The organism is Burkholderia sp. AU31652 (genome assembly GCF_002223155.1).
GTDB lineage: Bacteria > Pseudomonadota > Gammaproteobacteria > Burkholderiales > Burkholderiaceae > Burkholderia.
Window position 1 is genome coordinate 91,869 of the sequence record NZ_NKFG01000005.1, and the last position, 12,602, is coordinate 104,470.

General features: G+C 65.1%; 11 protein-coding genes. 5 read left to right on the forward strand and 6 right to left on the reverse strand.

The genetic code is table 11. The annotated features are described in order from the left end of the window. Positions 1 to 183: 183 nt before the first annotated feature. Positions 184 to 3,255, reverse strand: coding sequence for a LuxR C-terminal-related transcriptional regulator (locus tag CFB40_RS17880; RefSeq protein ID WP_143329855.1), 3,072 nt, complete (start codon positions 3,253 to 3,255; stop codon positions 184 to 186). A gap of 17 nt (positions 3,256 to 3,272) precedes the next feature. Beyond that, positions 3,273 to 3,704, reverse strand: coding sequence for a hypothetical protein (locus CFB40_RS38050; protein WP_143329856.1), 432 nt, complete (start codon positions 3,702 to 3,704; stop codon positions 3,273 to 3,275). Between the two features lie 32 nt (positions 3,705 to 3,736). Here CFB40_RS38050 and CFB40_RS17885 point away from each other — a divergent pair, with 32 nt between their 5' ends. Then, entirely contained in the window at positions 3,737 to 4,819 is a 1,083-nt protein-coding gene (locus CFB40_RS17885) for a porin (protein WP_089431935.1), read from the forward strand. Between the two features lie 125 nt (positions 4,820 to 4,944). Here the strand turns inward: CFB40_RS17885 and CFB40_RS17890 are convergent, their stop codons facing one another. Further along, entirely contained in the window at positions 4,945 to 5,550 is a 606-nt protein-coding gene (locus CFB40_RS17890) for a TetR/AcrR family transcriptional regulator (RefSeq protein WP_089431936.1), read from the reverse strand. A gap of 110 nt (positions 5,551 to 5,660) precedes the next feature. Here CFB40_RS17890 and CFB40_RS17895 point away from each other — a divergent pair, with 110 nt between their 5' ends. From CFB40_RS17895 to CFB40_RS39110, 3 genes are all read left to right on the forward strand, one after another. After that, entirely contained in the window at positions 5,661 to 6,716 is a 1,056-nt protein-coding gene (locus CFB40_RS17895; protein WP_089433235.1) for a sugar phosphate isomerase/epimerase family protein, read from the forward strand. A gap of 29 nt (positions 6,717 to 6,745) precedes the next feature. Further along, a complete protein-coding gene (locus CFB40_RS17900; protein ID WP_089428654.1) occupies positions 6,746 to 7,630 on the forward strand; it encodes an alpha/beta fold hydrolase in 885 nt (294 codons plus the stop codon). Between the two features lie 208 nt (positions 7,631 to 7,838). Beyond that, positions 7,839 to 7,961, forward strand: a complete 123-nt coding sequence (locus CFB40_RS39110; RefSeq protein WP_256976831.1) for a hypothetical protein — start codon at positions 7,839 to 7,841, stop codon at positions 7,959 to 7,961. 6 nt (positions 7,962 to 7,967) lie between these two features. Here the strand turns inward: CFB40_RS39110 and CFB40_RS17910 are convergent, their stop codons facing one another. From CFB40_RS17910 to CFB40_RS17920, 3 genes are read right to left on the reverse strand one after another with little or no spacing between them, the layout of a single operon-like run. Then, positions 7,968 to 8,702 (reverse strand): polysaccharide deacetylase family protein, encoded by a 735-nt coding sequence (locus tag CFB40_RS17910; protein ID WP_089428652.1) that lies wholly within the window; start codon positions 8,700 to 8,702, stop codon positions 7,968 to 7,970. 23 nt (positions 8,703 to 8,725) lie between these two features. Next, complete coding sequence (locus CFB40_RS17915; RefSeq protein ID WP_241025846.1) at positions 8,726 to 9,292, reverse strand: hypothetical protein; 567 nt, start codon at positions 9,290 to 9,292, stop codon at positions 8,726 to 8,728. Next, positions 9,292 to 10,437 (reverse strand): glycosyltransferase, encoded by a 1,146-nt coding sequence (locus CFB40_RS17920; RefSeq protein ID WP_089431937.1) that lies wholly within the window; start codon positions 10,435 to 10,437, stop codon positions 9,292 to 9,294. Before CFB40_RS17920 ends, CFB40_RS17915 begins: the two co-directional genes overlap by 1 nt. 605 nt (positions 10,438 to 11,042) lie before the next feature. Between CFB40_RS17920 and CFB40_RS17925 the strand changes: the two genes are divergently transcribed. Continuing rightward, complete coding sequence (locus tag CFB40_RS17925) at positions 11,043 to 12,347, forward strand: dicarboxylate/amino acid:cation symporter (RefSeq protein WP_089428650.1); 1,305 nt, start codon at positions 11,043 to 11,045, stop codon at positions 12,345 to 12,347. Positions 12,348 to 12,602 lie beyond the last annotated feature (255 nt).

Consider the following 12,602-nt stretch of genomic DNA (forward strand, 5'->3'; position numbering starts at 1 on the left):
TCGCCGTCAAGCCACACGCGCAACTGATGCAGGTCGATCTCTCGTTCGTGATAGCGGCGGAGCATGTCCTGAATATCGGGGTCCATTGCGGTCGTGCAGCTGATTTTCGACGGGTGTCGTCCGGGGGGGACAGCGTTGGAGACGGGTTTCCGATCGTCATAAATACGATGCGTCGCCTGTGTGTCAGGAATTGGCTTCCCTGACCTTGCCGCGCTCGGCCGGTGTCACGCCGAGCGCGCTCTGGACGGCCTCGTAGCGCGAGCCGACCTTGAGCTTCTCGAAGATGTTCTTCAGATGCCACTTGATGGTCTCGGGCGCGACCCGCAGCGCCCGCCCGATTTCCTTGTTCGACATGCCGCGGGCAATGTGATTGAGGATCTCGATCTCACGCGCGCTGAGCAGGTTTCGCGCGTCGCGCACGTCGCCGTCGTCCGTCGGCGTGCGACGCGGATCGAACGCGGCGAGCAGTTGGTCCACGAAGGCCGGTTGAACGGCATCGCGTCCGGGCGCTTCACGCCGCAACTGAGTCAGCAGGCGCAGCATCGGTTCGCCTTCGTCGACGAAACTGCCGATCATGCCGTTCGGCTGCGCATAGCGCAGCGCGTCCGTCAGCGCGGCCAATGCCGCTTCATGCGCGTGTTCCTGCTGGAGCGCCATGGCGTACAGCAGCGACATCCGTGCTTCCAGGTAGGTCATCCCGGCACGGGAGAGCGTGGTCCTCAACTCGCGCAGCCGTTCGGCGGCCCGATCCGGCCGGCCTGTCGCGATGTCGAGGCGTGCCTTGATCGCGCACCAGCTCGCCCACGTCTCGATGAAGCTGCCCATCGGCGTCGGGATCTGCTCGGGCATCAGCACGTCCAGTGCGTCGGCGGTTTCCCTTGCGCGATCGACCCAGCCCTGCTGCAGGCACAGCCGCACGATTTCCGCGTCACACGATGCACGCATGCGCAACCAGTGTCGGGACGCTGCGATTTCGCCGGCCTGCTGCAGGCACAGCAGCGCGGATGCGATGTCGTCGTTTCGCGCGTGGAGCCGCGCCGCGGTGCGGCAGTAGCTCGACAGGGAGCCGAGCGGGCACGCTTCCGCCGTGATGGCCGAGCGATCGTTGATCAACTGCCGTGCACGGGACACGTCATTCTGCTCGTAGCAGAGTGCCGCCAGGTAGCCCGCCGGAACCGCCGCCGCCGCCGACTGGCGGAACACGTTCGCTTCCGCATGCGCGATCGCCGACTCCATCAGCACCATCGCTTCCGGCAGGCGGCCGCTCACCAGCAGGTTCAGCCCGAACATGCATTCGCGGTAGACGTTGGCGTAGATGAAGTCGTGATCGTCGGCCGGCACGGCGGCTGCGCCGTGCCTGAGGTGCTCGACCTCGTCGAAGCGGCTGTCGTAGATCAGGCCGAAGATGTGCGCCGTTTCCCCGAGCCGCCTGACCCACGCGGACGCGGGCAACGACGAGAGGACGACTTCGCGTCCCAGTTCGAGTGACCGGTAGCTGTCGTCGTCGAAGCCGGAAATCGCCGCATCCACCGCGATCATCTCGATCGGCAGCGCCGCGTCGGGTTCGCCTTCTGTCCGCGTGCGATCGGCGTGATGGCGCGCAAAGTCGGATTGCGCGTGTCGCAGCACCTCGCCGGCTTCCGGCATGCGCATCAGGAACGCGAGCGCCCATGCATTCGCCAGTCGCAAGCGCAGCCGCGACTTCACCAGTTGGCGCGGCAGCTTGCCGATCAGGCTCAGCAGCGTGTTCACGTCGCTGCGATCCATCAACGCCGCTGCGCAGTGCTCGACCCAGATCGCGGCCTGCAGTGTGTCACCGGCGGCGAGCGCGTGACGCACGGCGTCCGGCCATTGCCGGGCATTCGCGAACCACTGGCCGGCGCGCTGGTGAAGCCGCGGCAATTCATCGGCCAGTTGCCGGGCGGCCCGCCGTCTCAGCGCGTCGGACAGCAATGCGTGATAGCGGAACCATTGACGCTCGTCGTCGAGCGCGCGGATGAACAGGTTGTGACGCTCGAGCCAGTCGAGCTTTTCCCAACTGCGTGCGCCGGCGCCCATGATGGCGTCGCAGAGGTCGGGGCTCAGGTGATCGACGATCGAGGTCCGCAGCAGGAACTGATACACGGGGCGCGGCAGATGTGACAGAACGGCGTCGTCGAGATAGGTGTCGATGCCGAATCGATTGCCGGCGAGATCGCGCGCGACCTTGGCGGCGTCCGTTTCTTCCTTCAGCGACAGCGACGCGAGTTGCAGGCCCGTGATCCATCCTTCGGTCGCGTCATTCAGCATCTCGACGGCGCCGCGATCGAGCGGCGCGGTGCCGGTGCGTGCGAAGAACGCCTGTGCATCGTCGGCGGAGAAGCGCAGATCCGATTCGTCGATCCGCAGAAGCTGGCCCTGCGTGCGGAACTGGGCCAGCGCCAGCCTCGGCTCGCCGCGCGCGCCGAGCAGGACGTGGAAATTCGCCGGCGCGTAGCGCAACAGGCGCGACACCACCGCACATACCGGGGGCGACGTGAGCCGGTCGAAATCGTCGAGGATCAGAAAGACCGGTTTGCCGCACGCGGCGATCTCGTTGAGCAGCACGGAGATGACCGTCTTGCCGGGCGTCATCGGATCGTGGCGCAGCAGCTTTTCTGCCTGCTGACCGACGCCGCCCGTGCCATGGTTCAACGAAGCAACGAGGTAGGCGCCGAGCTGATCGGGATGGTCGTCGTCATGGTCCAGGCTCAGCCACGCGACGAGCTGATGGCGGGTGCGGAGCACTTCGCACCATTCGGACAGCGTCGTCGTCTTGCCGAACCCGGCCGGCGCGATGACCAGCGTGACTGCGTGTTCGGCCGTCGCGGCCAGCTTCTTCGACAGCGTCCGCCGCGCGACTCGGAACCGGGGCGGGCGCGGTGGCGCCATTTTCGTCTGTATCAGCGAGAGATTCCAAAGGGGCTCATCGGATTCGGACGGCAAGTTCATGGGGGGAAAGTCCGGAATGCACCACATCATGTTAATGATAGTCGCCCCCACGACGATGGGGGTTTTCCCACGGTAGGGGGGCGATCGCATGGCACCCCCCCGTCGCCAGACTGCTGCCTCCCCTTTGGAGGGGGGCGAATCCCTCCGGCCTGCTCTTAGTCTTGCATTCAGTCCACGTCGGTCCGGCGCTGCGATACGGTCATCATCGTTTCGCATGACGTCGTGAACGACGTGCTTCGTCGAATCGCGCTCTACCGGAAATTCGTCAAGGAGTCCTGCGTGCATGCCGCATCGCCGGTCGGTCAGACGTCCTCGACCTGTACCTGCCTGCTGCGAACCACATCCGGGGAGCCGATGAGGTTCGCCGCCTGACGCACATGCGCATTCGCGAGCGTTGCCGCGGGTCGACGCGATTCGCGTACGCCATTCCCTCCATGTGCCGGGATCGGCCCGCCGCAGCCACATCGTTGGCCCGCGCGGGTCATCGTGAGCCGTGACGGTTCGATCGCCTCATGGTGAATGCCGGATGGCGTGTGGCGATTGATTGTCACTCGACATTCAATGCCGTCGATGAAGGCGATACGCGTCGTCGACCGCATCGACGCGCGCTCAGTTTCTGCCGGACGCGGCGCGTCCGGATCGGGAAGTCTCCGCTCGGCGCCAGCACCGGCCGTGACGGACAGGTTGTGACGTGTAGCGAAAGCGCCGATCGGCATTCCGCCGTGACGCGACATTGAAAATAACGATCTGGGTTTGGAGGATAGACATGAAATCGACATGGCGTCAGGGAACGCTCGGCCTGGCCATTGCTGCGTCGCTGGGCGCGACGTCCGGCATGGCGCATGCCCAGAGCAGCGTCACGCTCTACGGGGTGCTCGATGCCGCCGTGCTCTACACGAACAAGTCGCTGAATACGAGGACCGGCGCGAACGACGGCCACAAGTTCGCGATGGTCGACGGTGCCGCGGCGGCATCGCGATTCGGCTTGCGGGGCGTGGAGGATCTGGGCGGCGGGATGAAGGCGACGTTCGTCCTCGAGAGCGGCATCGACATCCCGAGCGGCGCGTTGGGCAATTCAAACGGCAACCTGTTCGGCCGTCAGGCGTGGATCGGGTTGAGCGGCGATTTCGGGGCGGTCAAGGCCGGCCTGCAATACTCGCCGTTCGTGCTGTCGCTGATCGGAACCGACCCGCGCGACGTGGCCTATTTCGGCAGCGGCGCCGTCATCTATGTCGACAGCGTGCTGGTGACGGGGCTGTTCAACCAGAACGCCGTGTCCTACACGAGCCCGGACATCGCCGGCGTCCAGGGTAGCGCGATGTTCGGACTGGGCGGGAAGGCGGGCGATTTCCAGGCGGGGCGGCAGTATTCGGCGAGCCTCAAGTACCAGCGAGGCGGATTCCTCGTCACGGCGGCGCTCTACAACGGCAACGCGGGCGGCACGCCGGGGACGCCGATTCCCAGCACCGTCCCGTTTACCGGACGGACCATCGGTGCGGCATACAGTGTCGGCAACCTGACCGTCAAGGGTTCCTACGCGCTCTACAAAGTGAGCGGTGGGTTCGACAGCCGCGTGTACGGCGCCGGGGCAAGTTACTTGTTCACGCCCGCGGTCGAAGCCGACGCGGGCGCCTGGCTGACGAGCGACGGCAACGATACCGGCAACCGTTCGGTGCTGACCGCGATCGGGTTGAGGTACTTCCTGTCGAAAGCGACGACGGTGTACGGGCAGGTCGGGGTGGTCCACAACCACGGCCTGATGAATACCGGGCTCGCGATCAACGGCGCGCTGCACGAGGGGCGCGGAACGACCGTCGGGACGGTGGTCGGCCTTCGTCATACGTTCTAGGCGGGAGCCTGCGCCGTCGCGGTGCCGACGGGGTACCCGGCGGCGTGCCGGCAGGGCGCGTCAGGTGTGCGCAGGACGGTTCCGGGGCGGCGATCCGGATACGGTAGTCCGTCAGTCGCGCCGCCTCACGCCCCGTCCCGCACCGCCATCGCGAGCGGCATCATCGCCGGCCCGATGGAGGCGAGCAGCCGCTCCTTCGATACGCCGTCGCGGGATTGCACGGAAATGCCGTGCAGCTGCGTCGCATAGAAATCGGCCAGCGCCTTGATGTCGGCGCCCCGCGCGAGCTGCCCCTGCTCGGCCGCGCGCTGCAGGCGTTCGACGATCGACTGCGTGCGTGCGCGCCGATGGACGGCCAGCCATTCCATGACCCCTTCGTTTTCCGCCGAATAGTTGGTCGCGGCGGACACCACCATGCAGCCATGCGGCTGGCCACGTTTGGTGTAGGCGGCAACGGCGTCGCGCAGCATCCGTTCGACGGCCGCGCGCACATCGGTTTCCTCGCCGAGCGCGCGATCGGCGAAGCCGCCTTCGCCTTGCTCATAGAGCGACACGGCTTCCTGGAACAGCGCTTCCTTGCTGCCGAAGGCGGCATAGATGCGCGCTGACGCGATGCCCATCGCTTCGACCAGGTCGGACATCGACGTGCCTTCGTAGCCGTGTCGCCAGAACGCGAGCATCGCGCGTTTCAGCGCCATGTCGCGGTCAAATTCTCTCGGTCGTCCCGCCATATCCCTTTCGTCCGTCGTCACATCGTGCGCCGATTTTATCGCGCGCCGTGTTGACACGCGCCTTTCCGTTACTCTATTCTTTGTCGATCAACAAACAATAGGAGTTGATCATGCGTACCCTCAGAGGCCCCAGTCTCCATCTCGCCCAGTTCGCCGACGATGCTGCCCCGTTCAACAGCTTGCCGAGCATCGCGCAATGGGCGGCCGGCGTCGGCTTCAAGGCGCTGCAGATTCCCGCATGGGACGGCCGGCTGTTCGACGTGGAGACGGCCGCGGAAAGCCAGGCCTATTGCGATGACATGAAGGGCATGCTGGCCGAACACGGGCTGGAGATCAGCGAACTGACCACGCACATCTTCGGGCAACTGGTCGCCGTGCATCCGGCGTACGACGCCATGTGCGACAACTTCGCGCCGGAAGCGGTGCGCGGTAATCCGGCCGCGCGCACTGCGTGGGCGCTGGATCGCCTCAAGCTGGCGGCGCGAGCTTCACGCCGCCTGGGGCTGACCGACATGGGCACTTTTTCGGGTTCGTTCGCGTGGCCCTACCTGTTTCCGTTCCCGCAACGGCCCGCCGGCCTCATCGAGACGGCTTTCGATGAACTGGCGCGCCGCTGGCGGCCGATTCTCGATGTCTGCGATGAAAACGGCGTCAACCTTTGCTACGAGATCCACCCCAGCGAAGACCTGCATGACGGCGTCAGCTTCGAGCGTTTCCATGCGCTGGTCGGCGAGCACGCGCGCTGCAAGATGCTGTTCGATCCGAGCCATTTCGTGCTGCAGCAGCTGGACTATCTCGCGTACATCGATATCTACCGCGACCACATCCGCATGTTTCATGTGAAGGATGCCGAGTTTCTGCCTTCGGGGCGTCAGGGCATTTACGGCGGCTACAGTTCGTGGCTCGAACGTGCCGGCCGTTTCCGTTCGCTCGGCGACGGTCAGGTCGACTTCAAGGCGATTTTTTCGAAATTTGCTCAGTACGACTACACAGGATGGGCGACGCTCGAGTGGGAATGCTGCCTCAAGGACCAGGAGGACGGCGCGCGCGAAGGGGTTGCGTTCATCAACGACCACATCATCCGGGTGACGGAGCGCATCTTCGACGACTTCGCCGGTGCGGCGGTCAATCAACAGCAGATCCACGACATGCTCGGCATCGCCTGAGCCGGCCCCCACTGCGAGGAACCATCGATATGTCCGCTCAACTTCAGTCGTCGTCGGCCGACGCTCAACGCTTCGATCATCAATACGTGCGCATCGACGGCCAGCGCATTCACTGCGTCACGGCCGGCGCGGGCACCCCGGTCCTGCTGATTCCGGGTTGGCCGCAAACCTGGTATGCCTGGCGTCATGTGATGCAGGCGCTCGCCGCGCGCGGCTTCATGGCCGTCGCGGTCGATCCGCCCGGCACCGGCTATTCCGACCGGCCGGATGCGGGTTACGACACGGGCCGCACGGCGGCCACGTTGCATCGCGTGATGGTGCAGCTTGGCTTCGATGTGTACCAGGTGGCCGGCCACGACGTCGGCATGTGGGTGGCCTACGCGCTGGCGAGCGATCACCCCGAGGCCGTGACGTCGCTGGCGCTCACGGAGGCGGTGATCCCCGGGCTGGCGCCCGCGCCGTCGATTTTCGCTCCGCCGGAAGAGAACATCTTCCTCTGGCATTTCATGTTCAACCAGCTGGCCGATCTGCCCGAGACGCTGATTGCGGGACGTGAACGGGCCTATCTGGAGTTCATGTTCAACCGGTGGTCGTTCCGGCGCGATTGTGTGGCCGTCGATGTGTACATCGACGCCTATTCGGCGCCGGGCGGCTTGCGCGGCGGCTTCGCCTATTACCGCGCGATTCCGGAGACGATCCGGCAGAACCAGGCACGGTCGCAGCGGAAGCTGACAATGCCGGTGCTCGCCATTGGTGCCGAACATGCGACCGGCGATGCACCGCTGGTCACGATGCGTGACAACGCGACGGATCTGCAGGGCGCGGTCGTGCCCGATTGCGGCCACTTCATCATGGAAGAGGCGCCCGACGCGTTCGTCGGCCATCTGCTGCCGTTCCTGGAACGGAGCCGCTGATCATGCCGGTCGATTGCGTCGTGCTGCCCGGATGATCCATGCGTGCATTCATATGGCCGGCGTGACGCCGACAGCCCGTCGGGTGTTCGACGTGGCTGGCGAGCAGATGCGCAGGGCTTTCCAGCGGTGAGCGCATGGACGAAGGGGACGTATGACGTGCGTGGTCGTACGGTCCGGCGTCCGCGCGATTTCGTGGGCGATCGGCGGGATGCTCGGCAACTTCATCGGCAGCGTCGCCGCAGGCTGGACGACGCTCACGCCGGGATGGTTCCTGTTTATGGGAATCGCGCTGACTGGTCTGCTTGCATTCCGCAGGCAGCGGCCGAAATAGCGAGGGCTACCTGCGCCGCTGAACCCGCGCCTTCGCACACTTGAACCACAGCCGCATCGCACCGACGCCGCCCGCGACTGTAATCCGTGGCAACAGGAACCGATCGTCGCGCATATCGGCGCAGCCGCGCCGGGTCGTCGTCGCGTTGCGGTAACCCGCGGCGGCGACCTGGTCGCGCACGCGCGGGTCCAGATCGCCGTACGGGTAGCAGAACGATTCGACCGTCTGGCCGCTCAACGCTTCGAGCCGCTGCTTCGATTCGACGATCTGAACCTCCGACACGTGCGCCGGCACGTGCGACAGCGCGACGTGGTCGAGCGTATGCGAGCCGATTTCATGGCCGTGATCGCGCCAAGCGAGCATGTCCGCGTGCGACATCAGCGGCGAGCGTGCGGTATCGGCGGCCGCATCCCAGTCGTTCTCGCCGCCGAACCGGCCGGCAACGAAGTAGCAGGTCGCGGTGAAGCCGAGCGCATCGAGCACGGGCATCGCATGCGTCAGCACGTTGAGAAAGCCATCGTCGAACGTGATGCCGAAGACCTTCCCGCTGCGCTCGCCCCGCAGGTACGGCTGCAGTTCGCGCACGCTCAGGCCGCGGTAGCCGAGCCGCCTGAACAGCGTCATCTGGCGGCGGAACGCATCGGGCGCGACGCTCAGGCTGCGCAGCCGGTCGGGCGGTGGCGGCGGCGTGCGGACCTGGTGATACATCAGGATCGGGTAGCGCGTGGCGGGCAGCAGCATGAGCGGGTCGCGGGAACGGGGAATTACGCGGCCTTGCGGAAAATCCGCAGGGTCTTGAAGTCGCCGATTTCGACGAAATCGGCATTCGCCGCCCATTGCTCGATGATCGGCTCGGCCTTCCGGTACGCCGACGAGCCCTTGTAGAACAGCAGGTGGCCGTCGCGCGCGGTGTGTCGTGCGAACAGGTCGAGCACTTCGGCGTCGGTCTTCGCGCCGTAGCGGCTGTTCGTCTCGTCGCGGAATTCGCACAGATGGAACAGCGTGACGACGTCGAACGCCGGCAGCAGATCCGAATTGCTCGTGTAGATGTCGCCGAAATAGGCCAGATAGGTCTTGCTTACCTCCGGTTGCCGTGTGACGAGATCGACGTACGACTTGTATTCCTTCGGCGACGCCGTCACGCCAAAGACCGTGTTGTTCAGGTGCGGCCGCGCGCATTCCACGCCGACATGGTGATGGCCGCCGGTGCCGAAGTGATAGATGCGGATGCCGTTGAGGCGCGCGGTTTCCAGCCATTCGACGAAGTGCACGTCACACGGGCACTCCTGCGTGCGCAGGTCCCAGTACTTCTTCCAGATATTCATTGCCATTAAACGGACCTCATGGATGTCACCCGACGATACGGGTTGTGGCGAATCGATTTCTGATAGACGGACAGCGTCGCGTCGATGAATCGTTCGAACGAGAATTCACGCTTGCCCTTCAGCCGCGCGCTGCGCCCCATCGCGCGCACGCAACCGGGCTCGCGCACGATCGCGCGCAGGATGGCCTCGATCGCTTCGGGCTCGCGCGGCGGGACGACCCAGCCGTCCACGCCCGGCTCGACGTTTTCGGGCAGCCCGCCCACGCGGGTCACGATCGCGGGGCAGCCGAGCGACATCGCTTCGCGGCACGCATACGACAGGCTCTCGTGGTACGACAGCACGAACGACACGTCGATGATCGAGAACGGAGTCCGCACGTCGTCGAGCCGGCCGGTGAAAGCCGTGCGCGCGGCCATGCGGTGCAGCGCGATCTGTTCGCGTTGCTCGGCGGTCGGCTCCGCGCCGACCAGCAGCACGCGAAACCGCTCGCGCTCGTGTTCGGGCAGGCGGCCCAGCGCCGCGATCAGGTCCATCCAGCCTTTCTCCGGCGCGGTGCCGGCACTGCTGCCCAGCACGATCGCGTCCGCGGCGGACGGCCCGAACAGCGCGATCTTGCGGCGACGGATTTCGTCACTGGCCAGTCGTTCGGCGGCCTGCCGGCGCACGCCGTGCTTGACGACGGTGACGTTCCCGTACGGCGACCGGAGCGCGAGCATGCCCGCGACGTAGTCGCTGACCGCGATGGTGTGGTCGGTGGCGAGGCGTGCGCGCAGCACGTTGCCGAAGCTGTCGGCGCGGTAGGTGTTGTGCTTGGTGAGCACGACGGCGGGCCGATACCGGCAGCCGAGCAGCGCGAGCATTACCTGCCGGTGATCGGCGGAGCCGTTCACATGGATGACGTCGAAGCGCTCGGCTGCGATCCGCTGGCGCAGCCGGAGGATTTCCTGGCACAGCCGGTTCCAGCGCGGTTTGAATTCCATGTCGAAGATGGCCACGTCGGGACTGTCCTTCAACAGTCGCGACAGGCGGCTGCCTTCCGGTGACGCGACGGTCACGCGATGACGCCGGCTCATCGCGGCGGCGAGATCACGGACGTAGGTGTCCTGGCCGCCGCCGTAGTCGCCGTGGAAGTTGGTATACAGAATGTTCATCACGATGCCGCCTTTCCCCGATCATTCATTGGGCAGGACTGCTGATAAAATGAGCGTGTCCGCCTGTTGAAAGCAATGACTCGAACCTGGTCCCGCGTTGTCGATGCGGGATCGCGCATCGACGCCCGGGCGGGGCGTCACCGCGAATCGTTTCCAAATATTACAGAAGCATTACGTACCGTAGTGTCGAGGTCTGCGCATCTTTGTGAACATGTGTCGCGATCGTTCACCGTGTCGTCACGCGGTGCGATGCCGCCGCGGAGGCGGAGAGTCCGGCGATAGGGTTCCTGTCGCCGGTGCATGGAGCGCGGCGAGCCCGGTGCGACCGGTGATGCGGCCCGATTACCCTCGTCGGCGGGGGCAGGATGCGGGCTGGATCGCGACAAAACCCGACTTTTCCACGGCATCCGGACGCAGATCAACCCCCTCGACTTTCAGATTCGAAAGCCGGGCGGCCATTTGCGTTAGAATGCCCCCCCTTGTCCGCCATGGCGACTGCCAATGGCGGACTCGTCGCACCCAGAGAGACGTGGGTTTCGATTCGTAGCCGGGCGCGGAAGATGTGCCAGCCGTTAGCAACATACGCTTTGTGATTTGGATTACTAATGAAGAAGAAGCACAACATCACCAAGTACATCGTTGTCGCGATGATTCTTGGAATCGCAGTGGGTTACGCCTGTCATAGCGCGTTTCCCGACCCGAACATGGCGAAGGAGGTCGCCGGCTACGTGTCGTTGCTGTCCGACATATTCCTGCGCCTGATCAAGATGATCATCGCGCCGCTGGTATTCGCGACGCTGACCGTCGGCATTGCGCAGATGGGCGACGGCAGTGCCGTGGGCCGCGTCGGCGTCAAGGCGTTCGGCTGGTTTTTCATCGCGTCGTTCACGTCGTTGCTGCTCGGCCTGCTGACCGCCACGATCCTGCAACCGGGCAGCCATCTGAGCCTGCCGCTGCCGGCGTCCGATGCGTCCCTCGGCCTGAAGACGGGCGCCTTCACGCTGAAGGACTTCGTGGTCCATCTGGTGCCGAAGTCGATCGCGGAAGCGATGGCGAACAACGAAATCCTGCAGATCGTCGTGTTCTCGATCTTCTTCGGCACCGCGCTGTCGGCGCTCGGCGAGTCGGGCAAGCGCCTGACCGGCGTGATCGACGATCTCGCGCAGGTGATGCTGAAGGTGACGGGCGCGGTGATGTGGTTCGCGCCGGTCGCGGTGTTCGCGGCGCTGGCGTCGACGATCACCACCCAGGGGCTCGGCATCCTGCTCACGTTCGCGAAGTTCATGGCGAGCTTCTATCTGGCACTGGCGCTGCTGTGGGGCGTGCTGACGCTCGCCGGCGTGACGTTCCTCGGCAAGCGTGCGTTCACGCTGATCCGGCTGATCCGCGAGCCGTTCCTGCTGTCGTTCGCGACGGCGAGCTCCGAGGCCGCGTATCCGAAGCTGCTGGACGCGCTCGACCGTTTCGGCGTGAACCGCAAGATCTCGAGCTTCGTGCTGCCGATCGGCTATTCGTTCAACCTCGACGGCTCGATGATGTACTGCACGTTCGCGGTGCTGTTCATCGCGCAGGTGTACGGCATTCATCTGCCGCTGGGCACGCAGATCACGATGCTGCTGATGCTGATGGTCACGTCGAAGGGGATGGCGGGCGTGCCGCGCGCGTCGCTGGTCGTGATCGCGGCGACGCTCAACCAGTTCAACCTGCCCGAAGCCGGGTTGCTGCTGATCATGGGCGTCGACATGTTCCTCGACATGGGGCGCTCGGCCACCAACGCGGTCGGCAACTCGATCGCGGCGGCCGTGGTCGCGAAGTGGGAAGGGCAGCTCGACGACCCGCGTGACGACAACGATCCGGGCAATGGACGCGCGATGCAGGTGAAGGCGCCGGAGACCTCGGCATCGGCATGATGTGCAGCAGTGCGGCAGCGCAGCGATAGGGGTGCGCTGGCTGCTTCCCGGTAGTGGATAATCGCCGGCCTGGATTCGAAACGGATTCAGGCCGGCGATTTGTTTTTGGGACGACGATTCCGTCTTGAACGCGGTCGTTTTCCTCGATTCCCTGATTGATACCTGGCGCTCGCCATTTCAATCCGTCGTCGTTGAACACACGGCGATATTCCCCCAGGTACGCGAAAGCCTGATTTTCCCGATCCCGGATTCGAC

Bases quoted from the DNA above. Each gene is read 5' to 3' on its own strand.
- CFB40_RS38050 (WP_143329856.1), bottom strand. From the start codon at position 3,704: ATGTCGCGTCACGGCGGAATGCCGATCGGCGCTTTCGCTACACGTCAC.
- CFB40_RS39110 (WP_256976831.1), top strand. From the start codon at position 7,839: ATGCTCGGCAACTTCATCGGCAGCGTCGCCGCAGGCTGGACGACGCTC.
- CFB40_RS17920 (WP_089431937.1), bottom strand. From the start codon at position 10,437: ATGAACATTCTGTATACCAACTTCCACGGCGACTACGGCGGCGGCCAG.
- CFB40_RS17915 (WP_241025846.1), bottom strand. From the start codon at position 9,292: ATGGCAATGAATATCTGGAAGAAGTACTGGGACCTGCGCACGCAGGAG.
- CFB40_RS17910 (WP_089428652.1), bottom strand. From the start codon at position 8,702: ATGCTGCTGCCCGCCACGCGCTACCCGATCCTGATGTATCACCAGGTC.
- CFB40_RS17925 (WP_089428650.1), top strand. From the start codon at position 11,043: ATGAAGAAGAAGCACAACATCACCAAGTACATCGTTGTCGCGATGATT.
- CFB40_RS17885 (WP_089431935.1), top strand. From the start codon at position 3,737: ATGAAATCGACATGGCGTCAGGGAACGCTCGGCCTGGCCATTGCTGCG.
- CFB40_RS17900 (WP_089428654.1), top strand. From the start codon at position 6,746: ATGTCCGCTCAACTTCAGTCGTCGTCGGCCGACGCTCAACGCTTCGAT.
- CFB40_RS17890 (WP_089431936.1), bottom strand. From the start codon at position 5,550: ATGGCGGGACGACCGAGAGAATTTGACCGCGACATGGCGCTGAAACGC.
- CFB40_RS17895 (WP_089433235.1), top strand. From the start codon at position 5,661: ATGCGTACCCTCAGAGGCCCCAGTCTCCATCTCGCCCAGTTCGCCGAC.
- CFB40_RS17880 (WP_143329855.1), bottom strand. From the start codon at position 3,255: ATGCACGCAGGACTCCTTGACGAATTTCCGGTAGAGCGCGATTCGACG.